This is a genomic window from Roseateles sp. DB2 (genome assembly GCF_051857535.1).
Classification (GTDB): Bacteria; Pseudomonadota; Gammaproteobacteria; order Burkholderiales; family Burkholderiaceae_C; genus Roseateles_B.
On the sequence record NZ_JBPZGY010000004.1, the window covers coordinates 261,275 to 287,696 of the forward strand.

A 26,422-nucleotide genomic window follows, 5' to 3' on the forward strand; every position below is an offset into this window, starting at 1 on the left:
CGGGCAGGCCGCAGCAATGAAGGCCAAAGCCGCGAAACCTGCGAAGAAAAAGCAGAGCAACGCCAAGGCCCGGCAGTCTGTGGAGACTGCCGATGAGGACGACAAGATTGACGGAGGTCTCGATCAATGAACCGCGAACTGTTGATGCTGGTGGACGCCATCTCCCGCGAGAAGAGCGTGGAGCGCGATGTGGTGTTTGGTGCCGTGGAAGCGGCCCTGGCTTCGGCCACCAAGAAGTTGTATGGCGGTGAGGTCGACATCCGCGTGGCCATCGACCGTGACTCCGGCGAGTACGAGACCTTCCGCCGCTGGCATGTGGTGCCCAACGAGGCCGGCCTGCAGAACGCCGATGCCGAGATCCTGCTCTTTGAAGCCCAGGAACAGATTCCCGACATCGAGATCGATGACCACATCGAGGAACCCGTCGAGTCCGTGCCCATCGGCCGCATCGGCGCGCAGGCTGCCAAGCAGGTCATCCTGCAGAAGATCCGCGATGCCGAGCGCGAGCAACTGCTGAACGACTTTCTCTCCCGTGGCGAGAAGATTTTCATCGGCACCGTGAAGCGCCTGGACAAGGGTGACATCATTGCCGAATCCGGCCGTGTGGAAGCCCGCCTGCGCCGCAACGAGATGATCCCCAAGGAAAACCTGCGCACCGGCGACCGCGTGCGTGCCGTGATCCTGGGCGTGGATCCCACCCAGCGTGGCCCGCAGATCATGCTCTCGCGCTCCAGCCCCGAGTTCATGAAGGAGCTGTTCGCTCAGGAAGTGCCTGAGATCGAGCAGGGCCTGCTGGAGATCAAGAGCTGTGCCCGTGACTCGGGTTCGCGTGCCAAGATTGCCGTGCTGTCGCATGACAAGCGCGTGGACCCCATCGGCACCTGCGTGGGCGTGCGTGGTTCGCGTGTCAACGGTGTGACCAATGAGCTGGCTGGCGAGCGAGTGGACATCGTGCTGTGGTCGGAAGACCCGGCCCAGTTCGTGATCGGTGCCCTGGCGCCGGCCAACGTCCAGTCCATCGTGGTGGACGAGGAACGTCACGCCATGGATGTGGTCGTGGACGAGGAAAACCTGGCCATCGCGATCGGTCGCGGCGGCCAGAACGTGCGGCTGGCCTCCGAGCTGACGGGCTGGCGCATCAACATCATGACGGCCGAGGAATCGGCCGCCAAGCAAGCACAGGAGTCGGAATCGGTCCGTAAGCTCTTCGTCGACAAGCTTGACGTCGACGAGGAGGTGGCCGAGATCCTGATCGCCGAAGGATTCACCAGCCTGGAAGAAGTGGCCTATGTGCCTATGCAGGAAATGCTGGAGATCGAGGCCTTCGACGAGGACACAGTCAACGAGTTGCGCACCCGTGCCAAGGATGCGCTGCTGACCATGGAAATTGCCCGCGAGGAAAAGGTCGAGGAAGTATCCCAAGACCTGCGCGATCTGGAAGGCATGACGCCGGACCTGATCGCCAAGCTCGCAGACGGTGACATCCATACCCGCGACGACCTGGCCGACCTGGCCGTCGATGAACTCGTTGAACTGGCCGGCATGGGCGAGGCTGAGGCCCGCGCCATGATCATGAAGGCCCGCGAACACTGGTTCAACGCCTGACCCGCAGGCACGCAACCATTCGCACCCAGATTACCCAGAAGGATTCCCACATGGCTGTGACCACCGTCGCCCAGTTTGCTGCAGAGCTGAACAGGCCTGCCAGCACGCTGCTTGAGCAGCTCCAAGCTGCCGGCGTCAAAAAGGCGTCTGCCGAAGATGCGCTCAACGAGGCCGACAAGGAGCGTCTGCTGGACTACCTGCGCACCGCGCATGGCACCAGCAGCGCCGAACGCAAGAAGATCACGCTGACCCGCAAGTCGACCAGCGAGATCAAGCAGGCCGATGCCAGCGGCAAGGCCCGCACCATCCAGGTCGAGGTGCGCAAGAAGCGCGTGTTCGTCAAGCGTGACGATGCCTCTGGCGTGGATGAGTCCAATCTGCAAGCCGAGCAGGAAGCCGAGCTGCAGCGCCGCGAGGAAGAAGCCCGCGCACAGGCCGATGCCCTGCGCAAGCAGGAAGAGGAGCTGGCGGCCCGCATGCGTGAGCGTGAGGAGGCCGAGCGCCGTGCCCGCGAGGCCGAGGAACAGCGCCGCCGCGATGAGGAAGCCCGGATTGCTGCCGAAGCCGAAGCCAAGGCTGCTGCCGAGGCTGCCGCCAAGGTTGCTGCAGAAGCCGCCGCCAAGGCTGCCGCCGAAGCCGCCGCCAAGGCCTCCGCCGAGGGCAAGCCCGCTGCGCCTGCTACGCCCGCCGCGCCCGCCGCGCCGGCACCCGCGGCTGTGTCTGCTCCGGCGTCGGCACCCGCACCGGTGGCTGCTGCACCGGCCGAGCCGCCCAAGCCCCAACTGCGCGTGGTCAAGGCTGGCGACAGCGTTGCCGACGAAAAGCAGCGCCAGGCTGACCTGGAGCGCCGCCGCAAGGCCGCAGAGGCCGAGGCTGCTGCCATCCGCGCGATGATGAGCGCACCTAAGAAGGTGCTGGTCGCGAAGAAGGAAGAGCCCAAGCCCGCCGAGCCTGCCAAGGAAATCAAGGGCACCATCCACAAGAAGCCGGGCACCCCGGGCGCTGCCGCTCCCGCCACGGCCAATGCAGGTGCGGGTGCCAAGCCGGGCGACAAGAAGTCCGTCAAGAGCGAGAAGCTGTCGTCCAGCTGGGCCGATGACGCCGCCAAGAAGCGCGGCCTCAAGACGCGTGGTGACACCGCTCCTGCAGGTGCTGCGCGCACGCCGGGCTGGCGCGCGCCCAAGGGTGGCGCTGGCCGCCGTGGCGACCGCAACGACCGCGGTGGCAACAGCAATTTCTCCGCCCCGACGGAACCGGTGGTGCAAGAGGTGCACGTCCCCGAGACCATCTCGGTCGCGGATCTGGCGCACAAGATGTCCATCAAGGCCTCCGAGGTCATCAAGAAGCTGATGTTGCTGGGCCAGATGGTCACCATCAACCAGCAGCTGGACCAGGAAACGGCCATGATCGTGGTCGAGGAAATGGGCCACAAGGCTTTTGCCGCCAAGCTGGACGACCCCGATGCCTTCCTGGAAGAGGAGGGCGCCGACGCCGACAAGGAACACGAGCTGCTGCCGCGTGCACCGGTCGTGACCGTCATGGGCCACGTCGACCACGGCAAGACCTCGCTGCTGGACTACATCCGCCGTGCCCGCGTGGCCGCGGGCGAAGCCGGCGGCATCACGCAGCACATCGGCGCCTATCACGTCGACACGCCGCGCGGCATGATCAGCTTCCTGGATACCCCGGGTCACGAGGCCTTCACGGCCATGCGTGCCCGTGGTGCCAAGGCCACCGACATCGTCATCCTGGTCGTTGCGGCCGATGACGGCGTCATGCCCCAGACCAAGGAAGCCATCCACCACGCCAAGGCGGCCGGCGTGCCCCTGGTCGTGGCGATCAACAAGATCGACAAGCCGGGCGCCAACCTGGATCGCGTGAAGAGCGAGCTGGTGGCCGAGGAAGTCGTGCCGGAAGAATTCGGTGGCGATTCCCCCTTCGTGCCCGTGTCCGCCAAGACCGGCGAAGGCATCGACAGCCTGCTGGAGCAAGTCCTGCTGCAGGCCGAAGTGCTGGAACTGAAGGCACCGGTGGCCTCCATGGCCAAGGGCCTGGTCATCGAAGCCAAGCTGGACAAGGGCCGCGGCCCCGTGGCCACGGTGCTGGTGCAGAGCGGCACGCTCAAGCGCGGCGACGTGGTGCTGGCCGGCTCGACCTACGGCCGCGTGCGCGCCATGCTGGACGAGGACGGCAAGCCTTGTCAGGAAGCAGGTCCTTCCATCCCGGTGGAGATCCAGGGCCTGACCGAAGTGCCGCAGGCCGGTGACGAGTTCATGGTGCTGGGCGACGAACGCCGCGCCCGTGAAGTGGCCACCTTCCGCCAAGGCAAGTACCGCGACGTCAAGCTGGCCAAGCAGCAGGCCGCCAAGCTGGAGAACATGTTCTCCGACATGGCCGCCGGCGATGTCCAGACCCTGCCACTGATCATCAAGGCCGACGTGCAAGGCTCGCAGGAAGCCCTGGCTGCCTCGCTGCTCAAGCTCTCGACCGACGAGGTCAAGGTGCAGATCGTGCACGCCGCCGTGGGTGGCATCAGCGAGTCGGACGTCAATCTGGCGATCGCCTCCAAGGCCATCATCATCGGCTTCAACACCCGTGCTGACGCGGGTGCCCGCAAGCTGGCCGAGCACAACGGCGTGGACCTGCGCTACTACAACATCATCTACGACGCCGTGGATGAGGTGAAGGCAGCGATGGGCGGCATGCTGGCGCCGGAGCAGAAGGAAGAAGCCCTGGGCACGGCCGAGATCCGCGTGGTCTTCGTCGCCTCCAAGATCGGCACGGTGGCCGGCTCCATGGTCACCTCCGGCCTGGTGCGCCGCAACGCCAAGTTCCGCCTGCTGCGCGACAACATCGTCATCTACACCGGCGAGGTCGAATCGGTCCGCCGCGAGAAGGACGACGTCAAGGAAGTCAAGGAAGGCTTCGAGTGCGGTATCAAGCTCAAGAACTACAACGACATCGCCGAGGGCGACCAGCTCGAGTTCTTTGAAATCAAGGAAGTGGCGCGTACGCTGTAACAAGGCAAGCGGGCCCCGGCCGACAAACCCCGCCTCAGCAATGCGGCGGGGTTTGTGCTTGAAAGGAATCCACCATGCGACACAAGCGTTCCATTCCCAACCGCGGCTTCCGTGTGGCCGACCAGATCCAGCGCGACCTCTCCGAGCTCATCCGTGAGCTCAAGGATCCGCGCGTCGGCATGGCCACCGTCAATGCCGTCGAGGTGACGCCGGACTACGCCCACGCCAAGGTCTTCTTCTCGGTGCTGGTCGGCGACCCAGAGGCGTCGGCGGAGGCCCTCAACGAGGCCGCCGGCTTCCTGCGCAACGGGCTCTTCAAGCGCCTGCAGATCCACACCGTCCCGACCCTGCATTTCCATTACGACCGCAGCATCGAGCGTGCGGCCGAGATGAGCAGCCTGATCGCCAAGGCCAACGCCACGCGCGCCAAGGACGAGGACCGGGCCGACGACGACCGCGAAGACTGACCCCCGCCACCGCATTCCAGAGAAGACGCTTGAGCAGTTCCACCCATCTCGCCCCCGAGCAGGCGCACCCCGCGCCGGCCAAGGCACCCCGTCAGCGCATCCAGCGCCGGCCGGTGCATGGCGTGCTCCTGCTGGACAAGCCCCTGGGTCTGTCCAGCAACGACGCATTGCAGAAAGCGAAATGGCTGCTGCGTGCCGAGAAGGCGGGCCACACCGGCACCCTGGACCCGCTGGCCACCGGCCTGCTGCCCCTGTGCTTCGGCGCGGGCACCAAGTTCAGCCAGGTCAGCCTGGATGCCGACAAGGCCTACGAGGCCGTGCTGCAGCTTGGTGTGAAGACCAGCACCGGTGATGCCGAGGGCGAGGTGCTGGAGCGCCGCCCGGTGGCCGTCACCCGCGAGCAGATCGAGGCCGCCTGTGCGGCCTTCGTGGGCGAGATCGACCAGGTCCCGCCCATGCACTCGGCGCTGAAGCACGAGGGCAAGGCCCTGTACGACTATGCGAGGCAGGGCATCACCATCGAGCGCCCCGCGCGGCGCGTCACCATTCATCGCATCGACATCCTGGACTGGCAGGATGTCGAGGTACAACAGCTTCGCATCGCCGTGCGCTGCACCAAGGGGACCTACATCCGGACCCTGGGGGAGGACATTGGCGAGCGGCTGGGCTGCGGCGCGCACCTGAGCGCGCTGCGGCGCACCGGCAGCGGTCCGCTGCGGGTGGAGGATGCCATCACCCTGGACGCCCTGGCGGCCATGAGTGAAGACGAGCGACTGGCGCTCTTGCGCCCGCCGGACAGCCTGCTGCAGGACTGGCCCGCCCTCCGGCTCGATGCCGGCGAGGCCGGGCGATTCCTCTCGGGACTGCGGCGCCGCGTTGCCGCCGCAGATGCCGAGCAGGTGAGGGTCTATGGGCCCGAACCTCAAGCATTCCTGGGCAGCGCACATGTGAAGGCCGGCGAGCTGATCGCCGATCGGCTGTTGAGTCCGCAGGAGGTGCAGTCCCTCCTGGCCGGGCCCGGCGGCTGATCCGGCTGATTTCTCGGCCGCACTGGCCCCACGACTGTCCCGCGGCGGCGCCCTGCAAGCGCCGCAACGATGATTACCTAGCGAGCATTTATGAGCACCCAAATCCGCAACATCGCCATCATTGCCCACGTTGACCATGGCAAGACCACCATGGTGGACCAGCTGCTGCGTCAGAGCGGCACCTTTGCCGACCACGAGAAGGTCGTCGACACCGTGATGGACAGCAATGCCATCGAGCGTGAGCGCGGCATCACCATCCTGGCCAAGAACTGCGCCGTGTCCTGGGAAGGCACCCACATCAACATCGTGGACACCCCGGGTCACGCGGACTTCGGCGGCGAGGTGGAGCGTGCCCTGTCCATGGTGGACGGCGTGGTGCTGCTGATCGATGCGCAAGAGGGCCCCATGCCCCAGACCCGCTTCGTGACCAAGAAGGCCCTGGCCCTGGGCCTGCGTCCCATCGTTGTGGTCAACAAGGTGGACAAGCCCGGCGCCAAGCCGGATTCCGTGATCAACGCCGCCTTCGATCTGTTCGACAAGCTGGGCGCCACGGACGAACAACTGGACTTCCCCGTGGTCTACGCCTCGGGCATCAACGGCTGGACCTCGCTGGAAGAGGGCGAGCCGGGCGCCCAGTGGGGCCCCGACATGTCGGCCCTGTTCAACACCATCCTCAAGCACGTGCCGCCGCAGAAGGGTGACCCCACGGCGCCGCTGCAGCTGCAGATCTCGGCGCTGGACTTCTCGACCTTCGTCGGCCGAATCGGCGTGGGCCGCATCAGCCAGGGCACCATCAAGCCCGGCATGAATGTGGCCGTGATGGAAGGCCCGGATGGCAAGTCCATCACCGGCCGCATCAACCAGGTGTTGACCTTCCAGGGTCTGGACCGTGTGCAGGTCACCGAGGCCGGCCCGGGCAATATCGTGCTGATCAACGGTATCGACGAAGTCGGCATCGGCGTGACCGTCACCGACCCGGTCAATCCTCAGCCCCTGCCCATGCTGAAGGTCGATGAGCCGACGCTGACGATGAACTTCTGCGTCAACACCAGCCCGCTGGCCGGTCGCGAAGGCAAGTACGTCACCAGCCGCCAGATCTGGGACCGCCTGCAGAAGGAACTGCAGCACAACGTGGCCCTGCGCGTGAAGGAAACCGACGAGGACGGCGTCTTTGAGGTCTGCGGGCGCGGCGAACTGCACCTGACCATCCTGCTGGAAAACATGCGCCGTGAAGGCTACGAGCTGGCCGTGTCCAAGCCGCGCGTGATGTTCAAGGACATCGACGGCGTGAAGTGCGAGCCGATGGAGCTGGTGACGGCTGACGTCGAGGAAATCCACCAGGGCGGCGTGATGCAGGCCCTGGGGCTGCGCAAGGGCGATCTGGTCAATATGGAGCCGGACGGCCACGGCCGTGTGCGCCTCGAGTACCGCATCCCGGCCCGCGGCCTGATCGGCTTCTCCAACGAGTTCATGAACCTGACGCGCGGTTCCGGCCTGATTTCCTCCATCTTCGACGGCTACGAAGCCCATAAGGGCGAGATCGGCGGCCGCAAGAACGGCGTGCTGATCTCCATGGACGCCGGTGAAATCTTCACCTATGCGCTGGGCAAGCTGGACGACCGCGGCCGCATGTTCGTGAAGGCCAATGATCCTGTTTACGAGGGCATGATCGTCGGCATCCACAACCGCGAGAACGATCTGGTGGTCAACGCCACCCGCACCAAGCAGCTGACCAACTTCCGCGTCAGCGGCAAGGAAGACGCCATCAAGATCACGCCGCCCATCGACCTCACCTTGGAGTATGGCGTGGACTTCATCGATGACGACGAGCTGGTCGAGATCACGCCCAAGAGCGTGCGTCTGCGCAAGCGCTACCTGGTCGAGCACGAGCGCAAGCGCATGTCGCGCGAATCCGCAGCCTGATGGCTGCGGCTTCCCGCGCCATGCGTTGCGCTGTGCGCGGGAATGCGGCTCCCCCCAGCCCCCCTCCAGGAGGGGGTTCCAGCCAGAAGGTTGAAAGCGGCCCCGCTGGGGCCGCTTTGTCGTCATGAGCCATCGTCGAGCTGTCCTGTTGATGATTCTGGTGACCTTGCTGTGGAGCACGGCAGGGGTGGTGTCGAGGCATCTGGAGGTCGCCCGAGGCTTTGAGGTGACGTTCTGGCGCAGTGCTTTCAATGCGCTGTCGCTGGTGCTGGCGCTGTCGTGGATGCGTGGCAGGGCCTTCTGGCGCCAACTCCCGCGCATGCCGCGGGCGGTGTGGATCTCGGGGCTGTGCTGGTCGGTGATGTTCACCGCCTTCATGATGGCCATCACCATGACCACGGTCGCCAACGTGCTGGTCACGATGGCGCTCGGGCCGCTGCTCACGGCGCTGTTCTCGCGGCTCTTCCTGCATCACCGCCTGCCGCTGCGGACCTGGCTGGCCATCGTGCTGGGCAGTGCGGGCATCGCCTGGATGTTCGGGCACGAGATGCAGGGCAGTGCGGCCAGCCTGGCCAGCCTGGCCGGCATGGGCGTAGCACTGGCGGTACCCTTGGCGGCAGCGAGCAACTGGACACTGTTGCAGCGCATCGCGCACAGCGATTCGGCGCAGGAGAAGCCGGATATGCTGCCGGCCGTGCTGATCGGCGCGGTGCTTTCCGCGTTGATGACCCTGCCCCTGGCCTGGCCCTTCGCGGCCAACGCGCATGACCTGACCCTGCTGGCCGGCCTGGGCCTGACGCAACTGGCCATTCCCTGCCTGTTGGTGGTGCGCCTGACCCGCGTGCTGCCGGCGCCCGAGGTGGCCCTGCTGGGTTTGCTCGAGGTGATCTTCGGGGTTTTGTGGGCCTGGTGGGGTGCGGGGGAAGCCCCTTCTTCCTCTGCCCTCTGGGGTGGTGCTATGGTGCTGGCCGCGCTGGTCGGCAATGAATGGCTGGGCTGGCGGCGCGCGGGCTGAGGAGAGCACGCGCGCCTTGAACAAGAAAACGGAGTAGTCATGACGTCCCCCCTGATCCCGACACTGCAGTCTGACGGCCAGATACTGGCCGAGGTCAATGGCTGCCTGGGCCTGATCACGCTGAACCGTCCGCAGGCACTCAACGCGTTGTCGTTGGCCATGATCCGCGATCTCACGGTGCTGCTGAAAGCCTGGGCCGCCGAGCCCGCCATCCAGGCGGTGGCCATCCTGGGCCAGGGCCGCGAGGGCAAGCCGGCGGCCTTCTGTGCCGGTGGAGACATCCGCTTCTTCCACCAGGCCGCCCTGGCCGGGGACCCTGCGCTGGAGGACTTCTTCACCGAGGAATATGCGCTCAACCACCTGATCCACCGCTTTCCCAAGCCCTACATCGCCCTGATGGACGGCGTGGTGATGGGCGGGGGCATGGGCATCAGCCAGGGGGCTCGCCTGCGCGTGCTGACTGAGCACTCCAGGCTGGCCATGCCCGAGACCAATATCGGACTCTTCCCAGACGTGGGCGGCGGCTTCTTCCTGGGCCAGTGCCCTGGCCACACCGGCGAATGGCTGGCCCTGACCGGTCAGCCCATCGCCGCAGGCGATGCCATCGAGATGGGGCTGGGCGATGTCTTCGTTCAAAGCAGCGTGCTGCCCGAGCTGGTCCAGGCCCTGCGCCAGGCCCCGCAGACCAGTGCCGAGCATGTGGTGGCCACGGTGATGGAACGCGTGGACCTGGCCCCGACACCAGACCATCGCGAGCTGCGCCGGCAGATCGACCACCACTTCGGTGCCGCCAGCGTGCCCGCCATCATGGCCTCGCTGGCCGCTGATGGCAGCGAGTGGGCGCGCCATGCCCTGACCATGCTGAGCAAGCGCTCGCCGCTGATGATGGCCGTGACCCTGGAGCAGCTGCGCCGTGCCCGCCAGATGAGCCTGGCCGACGATCTGCGCATGGAGCGCGACCTGGTCCACCGCTGCTTCCATCTGAGGCCTGGAGTCGCCAGTGAGACGGTCGAGGGCATCCGCGCCCTGGCCGTGGACAAGGACCACGCGCCGCGCTGGAATCCGGCCCGCATCGAGGACGTGACGCCTGAGATGGTGGCCGCCTTCTTCCGGAGCCCCTGGCCTGCGCAGGATCATCCTCTGAGCGATCTGGCATGACCTGACCCTTGCCGGCCTCCGGTAGCGGCACCACAATGGCGCGCAGGGCCTACCGGTCCTGACGCGCCATTGCTGTTTCGGGCGCCCGTCGATCCCACCAGGAGCGCTGCATGCCCACCGACATCGAGATTGCCCAGGCCGCCACGCTGCGCAAGATCCTTCCTCTGGCCCAGGAGCGTCTGGGCCTTGCCGAGGACGAACTCGTTCCTTACGGCCATTACAAGGCCAAGCTCAGCCTCGGGGCCCTGCGCCGGCTGGAGAAGCTGCCCTTGCGCGGCAAGCTGGTGCTGGTCACCGCCATCACACCCACGCCGCCAGGCGAGGGCAAGACCACCACCACCGTGGGCCTGGGAGACGGGCTCAACCGCATCGGCGCCAACGCCATCATCTGCCTGCGCGAGCCCTCGCTGGGTCCCTGCTTTGGCATGAAGGGCGGAGCGGCCGGCGGCGGCCATGCGCAGGTGGTGCCCATGGAGGACATCAACCTCCACTTCACCGGCGACTTCCACGCCATCGCCCTGGCCAACAACCTGCTGGCCGCGATGATCGACAACCACATCCACCACGGCAATGTGCTGGGGCTGGACGTGCGCCGCATCAGCTGGCGCCGCGTGGTGGACATGAACGACCGCGCCCTGCGCCTGATCACCGCGGGCCTGGGCGGTCCGGGCAACGGCTATCCACGCGAAGACGGCTTCGACATCGTCGTGGCTTCCGAGGTGATGGCCATCCTGTGCCTGGCCGACTCGCTGGCGGACCTCAAGCGACGCCTGGGCCAGATCATCGTCGGCTACACCTCCGACAAGAAGCCGGTCACCGCCCGCGACCTGCAGGCCGACGGCGCCATGGCGGCATTGCTCAAGGACGCCATCCAGCCCAACCTCGTCCAGACCCTGGAAGGCAATCCGGCCTTCGTGCACGGCGGCCCGTTCGCCAACATTGCCCATGGCTGCAATTCAGTGATGGCCACGCGGACCGCGCTGCGCATGGCCGACTACGTGGTCACCGAGGCCGGCTTTGGTGCCGACCTGGGCGCCGAGAAGTTCATCGACATCAAGTGCCGCAAGTCGGGCCTGAGGCCGTCCTGCGCTGTCGTGGTGGCCACCATCCGGGCCCTGAAGCACCACGGGCAGGGCGCGCCTGATGCTCTGGAGGCCCTGCGTCTGGGCCTGCCCAACCTTGAACGCCATGTGCACAACGTGCAGCAGCACTACCGCCTGCCAGCCATCGTCTCCATCAACCGCTTCGACAGTGACACGCCCGAGGAGATCGCCCTCGTGCAGGCTGCCTGCGAGCGCCTGGGTGTGCGCTGCGTGCTGGCCAGCCATTGGGCGCAGGGCGGGGCAGGGGCTGAAGAGTTGGCACGTGCCGTCGTGCTGGCCTGCGAGCGAGAGGCGCCACCTCTGGGCCTGCTGTACCAGGACACCGAGGGGCTGGCGCACAAGTTGCAAGCCGTGGCCACCCGCATCTATGGCGCCGAGGGCATCGAGTTCGATCCCATGGCTTTCCGGCAGCTGGAGGAAATCACGGCCCTGGGTCACGGCGATCTGCCCGTGTGCATCGCCAAGACGCAGTACTCCTTCAGCAGCGATCCAAAGCGCCTGGGCGCGCCGCAGGGGCATCGCCTGCGCGTGCGCGAGCTGCGCCTGCATGCGGGGGCCGAGTTCGTTACGGCCATCTGCGGCGACATCATGACCATGCCTGGGCTGCCCAAGTCGCCGGCCGCCGAGCGCATCGGCCTGGATGACGGCGGGCGCATCCACGGGCTGTTCTGAAGCGGCACAGCCAGGCACCGTTTGCTGAGGGTAGGCACGGGGCCTCCAGGCGGCGCGGCTGCCGATACTTCGAGGGCGGCGCGCCGGCCTATGCAGGCCCGTGAGGGCAGGATTGTCCGCAGGGGGCTTGTCCAGCAGGTGCCGCACCCTCCTGCCATACCATCCCGCCGCAGCTTTCCTCGCGGGCGCTGCGGGGGCATCAAGCACAACAGAGCAAGGGTGTTCCGGCGCGTGCCGCTGGAACGGGGATCTCTCGACGTGGCGCAGGACCTGCCCCGCCATCCAGCGGGCTGTCTGCGCACCACAAACCTGGACGTGCTCGCCCTGTGCGCTGCCGTCCGTCTGCAGGCCGCGGGATCCCGGCGGCCGGCACCGCTGCAGTCCCGGGTGGCGTCGGACGCTTCAGGCCCTGCTGCCTGCGATATCTCAGGAGATCGAGATGAAGCAGCAAGACAAATGGGCGCATGTCCTGAAGCGTGTCCTGTCCTACCCCCTGGCAGGCGCGCTGGCCGCGACCGCTCTCTGGGGCGGCGAGGCCGCCGTGGCGCAAGCCCCTGACCCCACCCTCATCCAGGGCCGTGAGTCCGCCGAAAGGCAGACCATGCGGGCGTACTTCAGCGATGTGCGCAAGGCGAGGGCCATCGCGCACAGTCGTTATGAAACGTTGGCCTCGCCCTATGAGCTGGGCTATGTCATCGTGCAGCTCAATCCGGAAGAGGCGCGCGAACTGCGCGCTCTGGGTTTTCGCCTGGTGCCCGACCCTCACTGGCTGACGCAGCAGCGCGAGCAGGCACGCATGGAGGCGGGCGAGCGCCGCCGGCATGCCCTGGCCACCGGGACCCGCCAGACGCTGGCGGGAATTCCCAACTACAGCTGCTACCCCACCGTCGAGGAAGTCTTCACCGAGGCCCAGGGCATGGTCAGCGCCAAGCCGCAACTGGCCAGCTGGATAGACATCGGGGATTCCTGGGAGAAGAGCCGTGGTGCCGGCGGCTATGACCTGCGGGTGCTCAAGCTCAGCAATGGCGCGGTCAGCGGACCCAAGCCCAAGCTTTTCGTCAACGCGGGCATCCATGCCCGCGAGTACGCGACCACGCCCCTGGTGCTGGAGTTCGCCCGCAGGCTGGTCAACGGCCACGGCATTGATGCCGATGCGACCTGGATCCTCGATCACCACGAGATCCACCTGCTGCTGGCCACGAATCCCGACGGTCGCAAGAAGGCCGAGGCGGGCCTGCTGTGGCGCAAGAACACCAACACCGCCTACTGCGGTGCGACCAGCAACAGCCGTGGCGCTGACCTGAACCGCAACTTCGGCTTTGGCTGGAACAGCACCGGAGGCTCCGGATCCAGCGGGAATGCCTGCAGCGAGACCTACCGCGGCCCCACGGCTGCTTCGGAACCGGAAACCCGCGCGGTGGAGGCCTATATCCGCTCGCTGTGGCCGGATCGTCGCGGCCCCAACCGCAGCGACCCGGCACCGCTGGACACCAGCGGCATCCACCTGGACATCCACAGCCACGGGCGCCTGTTGCTGTGGCCTTGGGGCACCAACGGATCGGTGGCAGGCAACGACACGCAACTCGCCACCCTGGGACGCAAGTTCGCTTACTGGAACGGCCACACGCCGGAGCGCTCGCTGGATCTCTACGAGACCGACGGTACCAGCGACGGGCCCAGCTACGGCGAGCTGGGTGTGGCGGCCTACACCTTCGAACTGGGCACGGCCTTCTTCGAGCAGTGCAGCTATTACACGAATACGCTGCTGCCGGGCAATATGCCGGCGCTGATCTATGCCGCCAAGGTGGTGCGCACGCCCTACCAGACGCCGGCAGGTCCTGACGTCACCCAACTCGCGCTGTCTGCCAGTCGCGTGACGGCTGGCACCCCAGTGACCCTGGATGCCCGCGTGGACGATACCCGCTACAACCAGAGCAACGGCACCGAGCCTACACAGGCCATCGGGGCTGCAGAGGCCTATGTTGACGTGCCACCCTGGCAGGCGGGGGCGCAGGCCTTGCCCCTGGCCGCTGTCGATGGTGCCTTCAACAGCAGTGCCGAGGCCGTGCGTGGCACCCTGAGCACCGCGGGACTGGCGACTGGCCGACACCTGGTTTATGTCCGGGGCAGGGACGCTGTGGGCAACTGGGGGGCCTTCAGCGCGGTCTTCCTGGACATTGGAAGCGGTGGAGGCGGACAGCCTCCGCAGGCCTCCTTCGGCTTCAGCGTCAACGGGCTCGCCGTGCAATTCAGTGACACCAGCACCGACGACGGCAGCATCGCCAGCCGTCAGTGGAGTTTCGGTGATGGCGGCAACGGCAGCGGAGCGTCGGTCGGCCATACCTACGCGGCGGCTGGCAGCTACAACGTGCAGTTGACGGTCACGGACAACGAAGGTCTCAGCGCCAGCACAAGCAAGCTGGTGCAGCTCAGTGACGACGGCGTGCCCGTACTCACCAAGGGTCAGGTCTTGACCGGCCTGTCGGGGGCCACCGGCAGCTGGCGCTACTGGAAGGTGGCGGTGCCCGCCGGCACCACATCCCTGACGGTGAGCACCAGCGGCGGTTCAGGCGACCTGGATCTCTTTACCCGTGCCGGCGCCAAACCCACCAGCAGCAGCTACAACTGCCGCAAGCAGGGCTCGACCAATGCCGAGACCTGCACGCTGAGCAATCCGGCCGCCGGCTGGCTCTACATTGGCGTCTATGGCTACAGCAGCTACAGCAATGCGCAGCTGAGCCTGGGCTACACGCCCTGACCCGCAGCTCCTGAGCGATCGCTCGAACTTGCTGCACAATCGCGCCCCCGCCTCACTGGCGGGGGTGTGATTCTTGTCAGCAGGAGTGTTGTTTGTCCCGGAGCAGTAAAGAGCGCGCGGTGAGCCGCGCGGCAGAGTTTTTTGTGATGAGCCAGCTGATGCGCCTGGGCCATCAGGTGGTGCCCACGCTGGGCGGTTTCAGCGGTGTGGAGCTGCTGGTCCGCACGCCCGCGGGGCGGCAACTGGAGGTGGTGGTGCGCGGCGTGCCGGATAACGGTCGCTGGCTGGTCAATGAGGAGCCGGAAGGCGAGATGGACCAGCGCTTCTACGTGCTGCTCAATTACAAGCGCTTCGAGGAGGCTCGGGCCTACCCCATGGTCTTCGTCATGCCCGCCAGCCGGGCCGAGGGTATGAAGTCCGAACGTGGTCGCGGCAAGGCCATCGTCTTTGGCAGCAAGAAGCAGTGCCCGCCGGACCTGGACCGCTGGGCGGAGGCCTGGGCTGTCATACAGTAGGGCCATGACTCAAGCGCTGATGCCCAAGAACTCGCGGCCGTGGCTGGCCTCCCTGGTGCTGCTGGTGGGCTTGTCGGCCTGTGCAGTGCAGACGGTCCATACGCCGGGTCAGAAGGCGGACACGGGCGACCGCCTCGCCGAAGCCGCTACCTCGCCGCTCAACGACCTGAATCTGGTGCGAGCCAAGATACCGGAGGTGTTGCTGACGGCCCGGCAGGCTCCCTATGCCCGTCCGCTCGACTGCCCGGCGCTGATGGCCCAGTTGCAGGGCCTCAATGCCGTGCTGGGCCAGGACCTGGACAGCCCGCGCGCTCCCGGCGAGGCGGACTGGTTCGGCAAAGCCGGCGATGCCTTCGGCGATGCGGCCGTCAGCGGCTTGCGCAGCGCCACCGAGGGCCTGCTTCCCTTCCGCGGCTGGATCCGCAAGCTCAGTGGTGCTGAGCGCTACAACCGCGAGGTGACGGCTGCGATTGCTGCAGGTCTGGCGCGGCGTGCGTATCTGCGAGGCCTGGGGCAGGGCCTGGGGTGCACGCCACCGGCATCTGAGCCCATGGCTGCGGCGCCACGGTGAGCACGGCGGCTGGCCCCGGGGCGAGCCGGCTTCAGTGACCTGCATCGCTGCCGCAAGTGAGGGGCTGCAATGGCTGAGGCTCTGCCTTGGTGAGCCTGGTGATCGCGATTCGAGCCGCTGTGCTGGCGTCGAGCCTTGACCTTGCATCCAAGGGCTTCAGCCATGTTCCAGGCTTCGGCTGTGTGCATGGTCAGCGTGTACGTGGGTGAACTGTGCAGGTCCACCGAGCGTGCAAGGCTCCATTCGGGTCACAATGGCGCTATCGCTTTCCGTTCGTCGCCATGCCTGCGCCCGTTCCGTCCTTGTCGAGTGTCTTACAGCTGCTGAGCAAGACCTCGGTGTCTTCGGGCCTCCGGCATACGGGCAAGCGAAACGAGGGGCCTCGGATGCCGCAGCAGGCGGCGCTGGCCAGTGAGGGGATGTCACCCGCGGAGCGGTTGCATGCCAGATTGCGGCTTGCACGCCTGCAGCCCGGATGGTCGGCCTCCAAAGCACTGCGTTTTCTGGTGGAGGCCGCCCTGCTGCAGGAGCTTGGAGACACCCTGCAGCTAGACCCCAGCTTTGGCGAACTGGTGGAACGTACCTGCCGAGCGATTGAGCAGGACGATGGCTGCGTGCAGCTTCTACAGGAGGCTTTCGAGCAGATGACCGTGCTGAGCGAAGTGCCGCCCGCTCGATGAATACGGGGCATCAGGCTTCTGTGCTGAAGCCCTGCGCGCGGAGTCGCCGTTGCAAGGCCAATAGTCCGGCTCGGTGAATTTGCGCCACCCTGCCGCGGGACAAGCCCATGCCTACGGCGATCTCGTCAAAGCCCTGCTGCTGGAAGTAGTGGCGAAACAGTACCCGATGCTCGGCCGGGGGCAGTCGCTGGACAAGGCTGGACAACAGCTTTCGCAGCTGCGCCAGTTCAGTTCGCGCGTAGGCGTTGTCCGGCACGCAGGGTTCCACGGCTTCGTCTTGTCCGGACTCCTCCAGCACGAGGCCAAGGGCCAGGCCGACGGCCACTTCAGCCAATCGGTCGATGGCTGATCTGGCCGGTGCCTCTTTGCTGTCCGTTCGCAATGACTGCGCCCGCAGCCGTTCAATTTCACGGCGCCTGGCCAACTGCTGCTGGACTTCGCTGTAGACGGCCAGCCCATCCAGCATGGCGCCTTCGATGCGTGGCTGCGCGAAAGACTCGAAGCGGAACCCACGTGCAGGGTCGAATCGATCGATCGCCTCCAGGAGGCCCACCATGCCCTGTTGGATCAGGTCGACGTACTGCAGGGGTATACCGGCGCGCCGAGCGTAGACCCGCGCCGCTATGCGACGCACCAAGGGTGTGTAGGCATCCACCAGCGCCGCGCGCGGCGCAGGGGCGTGCCTATCCGTCCAGCGTGCGGCGCCGGACTCGTCAGTGGATGGTGCCGAGTAGGGCTCGGGTGACGATGTTCCAGCCATCGATCAGGACAAAGAGCAACAGCTTGAGTGGGACGGACACCGTCGAGGGGGGGACCATCATCATCCCCAGGGCCATCAGGACGCTGGCCACGATGAGGTCAATCAGCAGGAAGGGCAGGAACACCACAAATCCCACCTGGAAGGCAGTGCGGAGTTCCGACAGCATGAACGCAGGGATGAGGTGCAGCATTTGCACATCCGCCAGGGTCTGCGGGCGCGGGGCGCGGGCGGTGTCGATCATGAGCACCAGATCCTGCTCCCGCGTCTGCCGGATCATGAACTCCTTGATCGGATCGCTGCCCTTGTTGACCGCAGCCTGCATTTTGAGCTGGCCCTGCATATAGGGCTGCAAGGCGTCCTCGTGGATGCGTTGCAGCACAGGCTGCATCGAGAACAGCGTCAGGAACAAGGCCAGGATGATGATGACCACATTGGGCGGAGACTCCAGCAGACCGATGGCATGGCGCAGCATGGACAGCACCACAACGATGCGGACGAAGCAGGTCATGCACACCAGCACCGCGGGGATGAAGCCCAGGGCTGTCAGGCCAAGGAAGATGCGCAAGGCGCTGGCCATCTCCGGCGTTTGCAGGCTGCGCTCGGCCAGGGCCCAGGGCGCAGACCCTGCCGGCGCTGACCAGGCGCCTATGCTGCCCATGCCCAGCAGGCACAGGACGAAGACTGGCAGAACCCTTCTCATGGGTTGGACTCCTCGGCGTCGTCGGGGTCGTCTCGCAGGCACTGCGTACCAGCGGGGCCAACGCTGAGAAGCAGCCGGCGGCCCTGGTACTGCAACACCACGAGTTGCACCTGCGCGCTTAGTGCCTGGCGGTCCAGCACCTTCAGCAGTTGGGCCTGGCGTCCCCATTGCAGCTTGCCCTGGCGCCGCCGCAGCAGCCACAACAGGCCCATCAGCAAGGCCGCACAGAGCAGCAGGGCCAACAGCCATTCGGAGGCCGACGGCAGGTCCGCGGCTGGTGCCGTCTTGAAAGGCAGGGGTGCGCTGGCACCCGTCACGGCCTGAGTCATTCGCTGCCCACGCCGGGGGCGACTTCGGTCACCCTGATGCCGAACTGCTCACCTACCGCAACCAGTTGGCCACGTGCGACCACGGTCGTTCCCAGGCAGATGTCGAACGCCCCATTCAAGGGCGTGCTCAGCTGCAGCAGCATGCCGTCCTTGAGTTCAAGAATCTCACCCACGGTGCTGTGGGCGTGTCCTGCGACCACGGTCAGCGTGGTTTGCACGCCGGCGAGTGCCGCAAGCCTGGGGGATGCTTCCAGTGCCTGGCCTTGCGACAGGGGGCTGAGGGAAGGGAGGTCGATGGTCTGTACGGTCATGTCGTTCTCGTATGTTGGGACATTCAGCCTGTCGTCCAGCGCAGGACTCGGTGGGTCCGCTCGGCATTGCTTCCCAGCTGGGCACGCTGGCACCAGTCGCTGGACTGTGCTTGGACCTTCAGCGGTTCAGTCAGGGGCTTGTTCAATACCAGGACGTCGCCAGGCGACAGCTGCAGCCAATCGGAGAGCTGCAGCTCGATCTGCCCTAGCGTGGCGAGCAGCGGCACGGGCGTTGCCGACAGGGCCTTCGCGAGGTCGATGCGGGGTAGGGCAGGCATGGACGTCCGCTTCACCCAGCCGTTGGCACGCAGCTGACGTTGTGAGAGGGTCAGGTGCATGGGACGCCCGCACCAGTTGAACTGCAGGCGGATGCCGCAGTGCCCCGGCAATGGCCCGGCGGCGTCCTCGCCTGCCGGCGAAACCTTGCCGAAGCGCTGATGCAGGGCCTCTTCCAGACCATGCAGGAGTCGCCGCATGGCGCTCCCGACGATGGCGGAGCCCGGCCATGCCTTGCCCAGCAGCGCCGTCGCCAGCCAGTCCCGCAAGAGCAGGGGATCCAGATCCCGCAGTTCCAGGCTTCCTGGAGGCGGTGCTTCGTCCTCGGCGCAGGGCTGTGCGGACAGGAGCCTTGCCTGGACGGCGTCTGGTCCACCAATACCCCAGCTGTTGGCCAAGTCGTCCAGCAGTTGCTGCAGGCACTCGGCCAATGCAGTCCCGAGCGCCTCCGGCAGCCAGACGAGTTCGTGCGCGTCCTTCAACGGTGGCCCTTCATGTCAAAGAGGTCCTGCAGCAGCTCATTGGCTGTGGATACGATGCGTGAGGATGCCTGGTAGCCGCGCTGGGCGACGATGAGATCGGAGAACTCGCTGGCCAGGTCGACGTTCGAGCCCTCGATCTGATTGGATCCAATGCTGCCGAAGGCACCCTGCCTTGCCGCCCCCGTGTGCATGCCCTCGCGGGAGGCGTAGGTGAAGCCGGCATTGCCCTGAGCCTGGAGCCCATCGGTCGAGTCAAACAGCGCAAGGGCCAGCTTCGTTCCCTTGACTGACTGTCCGTTGGCGTAGGAGAGCACCATGGTGCCGTCTTCGTCGAAGTTCACCTTGGTCAACGCGCCAGGAGGGTACCCATCGCTCTTGGCAACGGCCAGGGTGGATGAACCAGACCCCGTGTTGTGATCGGTCACATTGCTGGAAAAGTCCAGGTTGATCGATGTGGACGGCATGCCTGCGGGACTGAGGTTGAAGCTCAGGGAGTCGAATCCGGGCATGGTGCGGCCGCCGGTGAACTTGATGTCACCGCTGGCAAGATCGCTGCCGCCCTCTTGCACTTTCACCGTCCAGGCGCCAGTCGTCGCAGACTTGGTGAAGGTCAGGGTGAGCGTGTGCTCGCCGCCTGATGAGTCGACGACCTTCACGGTGGACAGCGTGTGGGTCGAGGCGCCGCTGGACAGGTTACCCGCGAAGGAGACAGTCGACGTGGCCTTGGGCGGATTGATGCGCAGGCCATCCAGCGTGATGGGCAACAATGCGCCGCCGTCGCTCAGGCCCATGACCTGGTGCTCGGTGCCGCGCACGACCAGGATGCCGTCCTTGCTGAAGTCGAACTGTCCAGCACGGCTGTAGAGGCTTTCGCCGGTGCCCTTGGCCTTGCTGATGAAGAAACCCGAGCCATTGACATACAGGTCCAGGGGATTGCCGGTCTGTCGGAGCTCCCCTGCGCGGAAGTTGACACTCATGTGCCCTAGCGTCACACCGCTGCCGAAGTGGGCGCTGTCGCCCGTCATGCCGCCGGAGCCGTCGCCCGAGCTTGCATAGTAAAGATTGGCGAAGGTCGACGAGCTGGCTTTGAAACCGGGGGTGTTCAGATTGGCAATGTTGTTGCTGATCACCTTCAGACCGGCCGAGAAGGTCTGCAGGCCGCTTGTGCCGATGTACAGGGAGTCAAACATGGAGGGTCCTTGCTGCGGGGTCAGGGCGCGCTGGAGCGCACCCCAATGATTTGTCCAAAGTTGATGCCGGTGAGCGTCGATCCGTCCGCCGTCTTGATGCTGAAACTGGGCTCTTGCCCGGTGTAGCTGAGTGCCGTGACCGTGCCACTGACCGTGCCGTTGTTGGTCGATGCCGTGATGACCCTGCCGAGCAGGCCAACCGAGCTCGCCGACGTCTGCGCAGAGAGCAGGGAACTCAGCTTGTCGTTCATTTCCTGGGTCTGCTGCAGAGACGTGAACTGGGCGAGCTGAGTCACGAACTCCTGGTTGTCCATGGGCTTCAGGGGGTCCTGATTGCCCAACTGGGCCACGAGGATTTTCAGGAAGTCCTGGATGCCGATCTGGGCGGCAGCCGAGGCTGCGCTAGGGCTGGTAGCCATAAGTGTTCTCCTGAGACAGTGGGGTGCTTGTGCGGCGGGACGCGCCTATCGCAGCCTGGGGCGAACGCTGGGAGTCGTCGCGGTCGGCAGGCGCGTCCTGAGCCGTGTCCGTGCGCGCTGTCTGGCCGTTTACCACCACCTTGACACGGGCGTAGCCGGCCTCCATCAATGCATGGTGCAGGCTCCGCGCTGCCAGGCCGGAAGCCTGGGCGTCGAGTTGCGCGTCCCGGAGGAGGGCCTGCACCGTCCCCGCATCAATTTCCCGCAAGGTGAGGCGTTGCCTGTCATGCGTCAGTTCCTCGCCATTCGCTGTGTCAGGCTTGGCCGAGGGAACGGCGGGGGCAGTGGCCTCCGAGGACGCCTCATCGCCGGAGGGCCGCATGGCCGTTTGCGCATGCACAGCCTGCGGCAGTACCAGGTCAATGCTGTGCGCTGCTCCGGCGATGGGCGGCGGGCTGCCGTAGGCTGCCGCGTCCTGGAACGAGGAGTGGGACGCGGGAGCGGCTCGGGACAGGGGCTTGGGCTGGGCTTGGGAATCCAGGCTGTGAACGTCGCCAGACGAGGCGGGACGAGCCTCTGCCGCCGTGGCCGGCAGTAGCCAGGTGGCCGAGGAGCCTGCCTGGCTGCTGGGATCCAGGCCTTGGAGGCGCTGCGGACCGTCGAGCCGTGCGGAGGCAGCCTTCGCCGCTCCGCATGCTGGCGTCTCACCGTCCGGCCGGGGCCGCCAGTTGAAAGCCTGCTCCGTGCTGTCTTCTGTCTGGGAATCGACGGCCGGTGGCATTGATGGCTGGAGAGGGGCGCTTGTCGGGCAAGCGGAGTGGCCTTGCACGTCGTCCGGTGCGTCAAGCGGATCCTGCGCCTGCTCAGATGCCTGGGTGGAGCCGCCCGTCGTCGATGAGGCTGCCTGCTTCGACTTGTCGTGCTGCTGGTCGGCCTGCGCCCAGGTACTGAGCCATTGACGCTCCATGTCATGCAGCAAGCGCCGTTGCAGTGCCTGCCCGTCGTCCATGCCTGCTGGTCTTGGAGGGGATGCTGTGTGGATCAAGGTCATTCCGTGGTTCCTTCGACATGCCGGCTCAGCAGCCAGCTTTCGGCGGTCTGTTGCAGCTCTTGCTGACGCCTTTCCTGGGCAGTTTGCTGGTGCCCGATCTCCTGGAGACGTTCCAGCAGGCGGCACCTGCCACGGCTCTGGCGCAGCAGCGCCTGCGAGTGCTCCAACTGGAGCTGCAGCGCCTGATGACGCTCGGTAGCCTGCGCCTTCTGCTGCTGCAAATGGGCGTGGAACTGTTGGTAGACCAGTTCCAGCTGGTGCGAGGTCCTGAGCGACGCTCGATGCGTCATCCATGCGTCGCCGACCGCAGACAGTTCGGCATGTGCGCGCACCAAGCCGCTTGAGGATCGGTCAAGCGCCGCACTGGCATCGTGAGCCTGTCGTTGAAGTTCCTCATTCAGGGCGCGATGGGCCCTGATGGCGCCGTGCAGCCATGGTCGCGTGTTTTTCATGGCCTTCCTTCCGTCAGCAGCAGCCTTTGCAATTGCTGGCGGCTTTGCTCCCTTGGAGCGTCGTCGCCGGACGGCTGCCTCAGAAAGGCAGTGATGCCCTCCCAGGCAGCCAGCGCCTGGTCGAGCTTGCGGTTGCTGCCGGGCTTGTAGAGGCCCATGTCAACCATTTCGCGCTGGCGGCGATGCACCGCCAGCAGCGATCGGAGCTCCATGGCCAACTGATGATCGGCAGGCGCGAGCAGGCTGCTGTCCAAACGGCTGACGCTTTGCAGCACATCGATGGAAGGGTAGTGCCCTTCATTGGCCAGCTCCCGGCTGAGAACGATATGGCCATCCAGGCTCGCCCTCAGCGCATCGGCCACCGGCTCATGCACGTCATCCCCTTCGACGAGCACGGTGTACAGGGCCGTGATGGAACCCTGGCCTCGCAAGCCGCCGCAGCGCTCGCACAGCGCCGGAATTGCAGAGAACACCGACGGTGTATAGCCGCGCGAGGTCGGCGGTTGGCCTGCGGCGAGGTCGATTTCCCTCCGGGCCATGGCATAGCGTGTGACGGAGTCCATCATCAGCAGCACATGCTGGCCTCGACCCCGGAAGTACTCGGCAATGCTGGTGGCGGCGTAAGCCGCACGGGCGCGGACCACGGCTGGTTGCTCAGCGGTGGCGACCACAATCACAGACTTCTGGCGCGCCTCGGCGGACATGCGCTGCTCAAGAAACTCCTGTACCTCCCGTCCGCGTTCGCCGATCAGGGCAATGACGGCCACGTCGGCACTCATATTGCGCGCCAGCATGCCCAGCAATGAGCTCTTGCCGACGCCGCTGCCGGCAAAGATCCCCAGCCTTTGTCCCAGCCCAATGGGCAGCAGGGCATCCATGGCCCTGACGCCCGTGTGCAGAGCTTGCCTGACGGGCTCTCGCTCCAGGGCGTTCAGTGGCTCCGGGTGCAGCGGCATGTCAACGCTGGCGTGCGCGATGGGCTCACCGCTCAGGGGCCGCGCAAAGGCGTCGACGACCCGTCCCAGCAGTCCGGACCCGACTGGAATCGTGGGCTGCGTGTCGAGCGCAATGACCTCCGCACCGACAGTGAGCCCCTTGCAGGGGCCGTAGGGCATGAGGGTGAGCTTGTGGTCATGCAGCGCCACCACTTCGGCCTGGATGCGCTCGCGGTCAGGGCTGAGCAGCTCGCAGACTTCGCCCAGGGCTGCTGCGGGCCCATGCGATTCGATGGCCAGATCGGTCACTCGGGTGACACGACCCGTCCGTCGGAACGGACGGAGCTGTTGCAGGGCGCGCGGAACCTCGTTCATGGACGCTTGCCCTCGTCAACGGCTGCTTCGCGGCGGGCCTCATCCAGTGCCTGGCGCAACTGTTCAAGCTGCACTTCCAGTCGGGCGTCTATGGTCTGCTGCGGGCCGAGCAGCTTGCAGCCACCCAGAGCCAGGCTCGGATCAGCTCGCCAGGCAAGGCCGTCTCCAGCCTGTGACGCAAGGGTCGGGAGCAGCAATGCGTGGTCGGAGGGATGCAGGAGCACCGTGACTGCATCAGTCATTCCGGTTTCCTTCAGGAGCTGCTGCACAGTCGGCTGGATGCGTGAAGGCGCCAGCTCGCCCAGCAGGCGGCAACTGGCGACGAAGGTCCAGTCGGCGAGCTGCTTCTCCAGGTCTTCTCGCATGGCCTGCAGCTGCTGCGCCAGGGCCAGAGCCAAGGTCTTCATTTGTTCAGCGCGTTCGCGCGTCAGCTGGGCCCTGGCCTTCTCGAGCTGCTCTGCGAGCTCGCGCCGGGCTGCCTGGCCTGCCTCTTCGCGTGCCTGGTCGGCCGCCGCGCTGCGGCCTTCCGCGAATCCGCGCGCATGCCACTCGCGCCCCAGCTGCTCGAGTTCTTGTTCGGTGATGTAACGGCCCGGAGGTGGCGGCTCGGACACGTCAACAGTCGTCACCGCGGGAGGCGACAGATCCAGCGTGCGGCTGCCACTTGCGGCCGCCATGCTGGCGGCCTTGAGTACGGTACTGCGGTTCATGCCCCGAGCTCCTGTTCCGGCGTATGGATCCAGGCCTGGAGCAGTGCCTCCTGCAACGCGGGACTCCATGACGAGGGCATGGCAAGGGGCGTGGGGCGCAAGACCTCCGCAGGCCAACAGGCCAGGACGGCCGAACGCTGCTCGGCGGCCAGCAGGCTCAGCAACTGACCTTGCAGCACAGGGTCCTCGTGTGACAGGGCCTGATACAGGGCCTGGGCCTGCGCGAGGTCCGGCTCCGCCATGGTCCGCCTGCTGCGAAGCGCAGCCTGGACCAGCGACTGGTCCTGCGGAATGCCCAGCACCTTGAGCTCTTCCAGCAGGGGCTCAAGTGCTTGCCCATGAGCGGGTGGCAGCTGACGGAGCAGCCAGTCCCGGTCCTCGGCCGCCAAGGCATGCAGTGTCAGCGCGGCCCGTCGCAGACCTTCCGTGAACTGCTGGTCGGCGCCGTTCATCGCTGCGGCTCCAGCCACTGTTGCAGCGTCTTCAGCAGTGCCTCGCGCTCTTCAGTTGCCAGGCGTTGGCCGGGTTCCGGCTTGGTGCCTTGCCTGGCGCCGCGCGCATGCCAGCGCCCTGCGGCCAAGGCCAGCAGCAGGACGCCCAGCAAGGCAGCAAGCGCCCAGGCGACTGCTGCGGAGGCGCGCGGCACTGCGTCGGCCGGTTGGGCCTTCAAGACCGGGCGCTCCGCCGGCTGGGCATTCTGAGTCGACACTGAGGCGGTGGCCGCCGACGTGGCTGGCGTCCATTGGGCAGCGAGTGACTGCACGGACACATGGTCCCCCCGGTCAGGCTGCAGGCCCACGGCGGTCGCGACGAGCTGTCTCGCACGTTCCATATCGGCATCCGACAACGCCCGTTTGACCACGACCGCGACGTTGAGCCGCGCAATGCGCCCCGCAGGACTGTTGACCTGAGAGACCCGGCGTCCGGTCTGGTACTCCATTTCCTGGCTGAGCAGCTGTGATCCGCTGCCATTGCCTGCGCCCGTTCCGGACTCACCGACTGCTTCGCGGCTGCTGCTGCGTTCACGCGTCAGCACGCCGGCAGGATGGCTGCTTCGATCCGGGTGCGGGCTACCCAGCACTTCCTCCGTGGTGATCTTTGCCTGCTCGTGGTCGAGCACCACGTCCACTGCCACCATCGACTCGCCGGGTGCCAGCCACTGGTCCAGCAGCTTGCTGACCTTTCGCGTGAAATGTGCCTCCATGCCTTGGCGGGCGTCCAACTGCATGGCCGTTGCCTCGGCATCCTCTCCATGCGGACGTGACAGGGCCACGCCGTGCTGGTCTAGCACGGTGACGTCCTCGGGACGCACCTCGGCGACCGATGCGGCCACCAGTCTTTGTATGCCCAGCACCTGATCCGCCTGCAGCGGTTGCCTACCCTTGAGTGTGAGCGTCACCGATGCCTTGGCGCGCGGCCCATCCTTGCGGAATAGCGCCGAGTCCGGCAGTGCCAGGTGCACCCGTGCGTCCTGGATCTGGTCAATCGACAAGATGGTGCGGGTCAGCTCGCCTTGCAGGGCACGCTGGTAGTTGACCTTCTGCACGAAATCGCTGACGCCGAAGTCGGTGTTGTTGAAGAGCTCGAATCCCACCGCGCCATGCAGGGGCAAAGGCTTCCCCATCAGCGCCATGCGGGTCTTGTGCACGTTGTCTGCAGACACCAGGATGGTTCGACCGTCCTCGCTGAGGCTGTAGGGCTGCTTGAGCTTGTCGAGTTCCGCGCTCAGAACGGCTGCATCACGCTCAGCCAGGTCGGAGAACAGCACCGCTTGCGGCGCCCGCTGAGTCCACCAGGCCAGGCTGCCCAGCAGCAGCAGGACGAGCAGCAAGCACAGGGCGAAGCTGGCAGTCTTCAGCCCGGACCATCCCTCGAAGAATCCGCGCCAGGCGTTTTTTGAATCAATCATCATCTGTC

The 26,422-nt window shown here is 66.1% G+C and carries 25 protein-coding genes; 12 read left to right on the plus strand and 13 right to left on the minus strand.

What is annotated here, in order from left to right:
• Positions 1–126: 126 nt before the first annotated feature.
• The 12 genes from nusA to ACS5PK_RS08545 all read left to right on the plus strand — a co-directional run bounded on the left by nusA (position 127) and on the right by ACS5PK_RS08545 (position 16,515).
• Positions 127–1,605, plus strand: a complete 1,479-nt coding sequence (nusA, locus tag ACS5PK_RS08490; RefSeq protein ID WP_439439798.1) for a transcription termination factor NusA — start codon at positions 127–129, stop codon at positions 1,603–1,605.
• A 50-nt stretch (positions 1,606–1,655) separates the two neighbouring features.
• Positions 1,656–4,625, plus strand: coding sequence for a translation initiation factor IF-2 (gene infB, locus ACS5PK_RS08495; protein ID WP_439439799.1), 2,970 nt, complete (start codon positions 1,656–1,658; stop codon positions 4,623–4,625).
• A 74-nt stretch (positions 4,626–4,699) separates the two neighbouring features.
• Complete coding sequence (rbfA, locus tag ACS5PK_RS08500) at positions 4,700–5,092, plus strand: 30S ribosome-binding factor RbfA (RefSeq protein ID WP_439439800.1); 393 nt, start codon at positions 4,700–4,702, stop codon at positions 5,090–5,092.
• Positions 5,093–5,121: 29 nt separating this feature from the next.
• Complete coding sequence (truB, locus tag ACS5PK_RS08505) at positions 5,122–6,120, plus strand: tRNA pseudouridine(55) synthase TruB (RefSeq protein WP_439439801.1); 999 nt, start codon at positions 5,122–5,124, stop codon at positions 6,118–6,120.
• 90 nt (positions 6,121–6,210) lie between these two features.
• Positions 6,211–8,043, plus strand: coding sequence for a translational GTPase TypA (gene typA, locus ACS5PK_RS08510; protein ID WP_439439802.1), 1,833 nt, complete (start codon positions 6,211–6,213; stop codon positions 8,041–8,043).
• A gap of 124 nt (positions 8,044–8,167) precedes the next feature.
• Complete coding sequence (locus tag ACS5PK_RS08515) at positions 8,168–9,058, plus strand: DMT family transporter (RefSeq protein WP_439439803.1); 891 nt, start codon at positions 8,168–8,170, stop codon at positions 9,056–9,058.
• A 39-nt stretch (positions 9,059–9,097) separates the two neighbouring features.
• Positions 9,098–10,216 (plus strand): enoyl-CoA hydratase/isomerase family protein, encoded by a 1,119-nt coding sequence (locus ACS5PK_RS08520; RefSeq protein ID WP_439439804.1) that lies wholly within the window; start codon positions 9,098–9,100, stop codon positions 10,214–10,216.
• A gap of 110 nt (positions 10,217–10,326) precedes the next feature.
• The gene (locus tag ACS5PK_RS08525; RefSeq protein ID WP_439439805.1) at positions 10,327–11,991 is read left to right on the plus strand and encodes a formate--tetrahydrofolate ligase; all 1,665 of its coding nucleotides are present in this window, start codon (positions 10,327–10,329) and stop codon (positions 11,989–11,991) included.
• A 439-nt stretch (positions 11,992–12,430) separates the two neighbouring features.
• Positions 12,431–14,749 (plus strand): M14 family zinc carboxypeptidase, encoded by a 2,319-nt coding sequence (locus tag ACS5PK_RS08530; RefSeq protein WP_439439806.1) that lies wholly within the window; start codon positions 12,431–12,433, stop codon positions 14,747–14,749.
• A 146-nt stretch (positions 14,750–14,895) separates the two neighbouring features.
• The gene (locus ACS5PK_RS08535) at positions 14,896–15,264 is read left to right on the plus strand and encodes a hypothetical protein (protein ID WP_439439807.1); all 369 of its coding nucleotides are present in this window, start codon (positions 14,896–14,898) and stop codon (positions 15,262–15,264) included.
• A gap of 4 nt (positions 15,265–15,268) precedes the next feature.
• Positions 15,269–15,835 (plus strand): hypothetical protein, encoded by a 567-nt coding sequence (locus tag ACS5PK_RS08540; protein WP_439439808.1) that lies wholly within the window; start codon positions 15,269–15,271, stop codon positions 15,833–15,835.
• A 386-nt stretch (positions 15,836–16,221) separates the two neighbouring features.
• Entirely contained in the window at positions 16,222–16,515 is a 294-nt protein-coding gene (locus ACS5PK_RS08545; RefSeq protein WP_439439809.1) for a hypothetical protein, read from the plus strand.
• 10 nt (positions 16,516–16,525) lie between these two features.
• Here the strand turns inward: ACS5PK_RS08545 and ACS5PK_RS08550 are convergent, their stop codons facing one another.
• From ACS5PK_RS08550 to fliF, 13 genes are read right to left on the minus strand one after another with little or no spacing between them, the layout of a single operon-like run.
• Positions 16,526–17,275, minus strand: coding sequence for a sigma-70 family RNA polymerase sigma factor (locus ACS5PK_RS08550; RefSeq protein ID WP_439439810.1), 750 nt, complete (start codon positions 17,273–17,275; stop codon positions 16,526–16,528).
• Positions 17,229–17,975 (minus strand): flagellar type III secretion system pore protein FliP, encoded by a 747-nt coding sequence (fliP, locus tag ACS5PK_RS08555; protein ID WP_439439811.1) that lies wholly within the window; start codon positions 17,973–17,975, stop codon positions 17,229–17,231. Before fliP ends, ACS5PK_RS08550 begins: the two co-directional genes overlap by 47 nt.
• The gene (locus ACS5PK_RS08560; RefSeq protein ID WP_439439812.1) at positions 17,972–18,292 is read right to left on the minus strand and encodes a flagellar biosynthetic protein FliO; all 321 of its coding nucleotides are present in this window, start codon (positions 18,290–18,292) and stop codon (positions 17,972–17,974) included. The genes fliP and ACS5PK_RS08560 overlap by 4 nt, the downstream gene beginning before the upstream one ends.
• Before the next feature lie 8 nt (positions 18,293–18,300).
• Positions 18,301–18,615 (minus strand): FliM/FliN family flagellar motor switch protein, encoded by a 315-nt coding sequence (locus ACS5PK_RS08565; protein WP_439439813.1) that lies wholly within the window; start codon positions 18,613–18,615, stop codon positions 18,301–18,303.
• 23 nt (positions 18,616–18,638) lie between these two features.
• A complete protein-coding gene (locus ACS5PK_RS08570; RefSeq protein ID WP_439439814.1) occupies positions 18,639–19,373 on the minus strand; it encodes a FliM/FliN family flagellar motor switch protein in 735 nt (244 codons plus the stop codon).
• Entirely contained in the window at positions 19,370–20,563 is a 1,194-nt protein-coding gene (locus ACS5PK_RS08575) for a flagellar hook protein FlgE (protein WP_439439815.1), read from the minus strand. The genes ACS5PK_RS08570 and ACS5PK_RS08575 overlap by 4 nt, the downstream gene beginning before the upstream one ends.
• A 20-nt stretch (positions 20,564–20,583) precedes the next feature.
• Positions 20,584–20,982, minus strand: a complete 399-nt coding sequence (locus ACS5PK_RS08580) for a flagellar hook assembly protein FlgD (protein WP_439439816.1) — start codon at positions 20,980–20,982, stop codon at positions 20,584–20,586.
• On the minus strand, positions 20,966–21,991 hold the full coding sequence (locus ACS5PK_RS08585) for a hypothetical protein (RefSeq protein WP_439439817.1): 1,026 nt from the start codon (positions 21,989–21,991) through the stop codon (positions 20,966–20,968). The genes ACS5PK_RS08580 and ACS5PK_RS08585 overlap by 17 nt, the downstream gene beginning before the upstream one ends.
• Positions 21,992–22,029: 38 nt before the next feature.
• Complete coding sequence (locus ACS5PK_RS08590; RefSeq protein WP_439439818.1) at positions 22,030–22,485, minus strand: hypothetical protein; 456 nt, start codon at positions 22,483–22,485, stop codon at positions 22,030–22,032.
• A complete protein-coding gene (locus ACS5PK_RS08595; RefSeq protein WP_439439819.1) occupies positions 22,482–23,795 on the minus strand; it encodes a FliI/YscN family ATPase in 1,314 nt (437 codons plus the stop codon). The genes ACS5PK_RS08590 and ACS5PK_RS08595 overlap by 4 nt, the downstream gene beginning before the upstream one ends.
• Complete coding sequence (locus ACS5PK_RS08600) at positions 23,792–24,505, minus strand: FliH/SctL family protein (protein WP_439439820.1); 714 nt, start codon at positions 24,503–24,505, stop codon at positions 23,792–23,794. Before ACS5PK_RS08600 ends, ACS5PK_RS08595 begins: the two co-directional genes overlap by 4 nt.
• The gene (locus ACS5PK_RS08605) at positions 24,502–24,957 is read right to left on the minus strand and encodes a hypothetical protein (protein ID WP_439439821.1); all 456 of its coding nucleotides are present in this window, start codon (positions 24,955–24,957) and stop codon (positions 24,502–24,504) included. The genes ACS5PK_RS08600 and ACS5PK_RS08605 overlap by 4 nt, the downstream gene beginning before the upstream one ends.
• The gene (gene fliF, locus ACS5PK_RS08610) at positions 24,954–26,414 is read right to left on the minus strand and encodes a flagellar basal-body MS-ring/collar protein FliF (protein ID WP_439439822.1); all 1,461 of its coding nucleotides are present in this window, start codon (positions 26,412–26,414) and stop codon (positions 24,954–24,956) included. Before fliF ends, ACS5PK_RS08605 begins: the two co-directional genes overlap by 4 nt.
• Positions 26,415–26,422 lie beyond the last annotated feature (8 nt).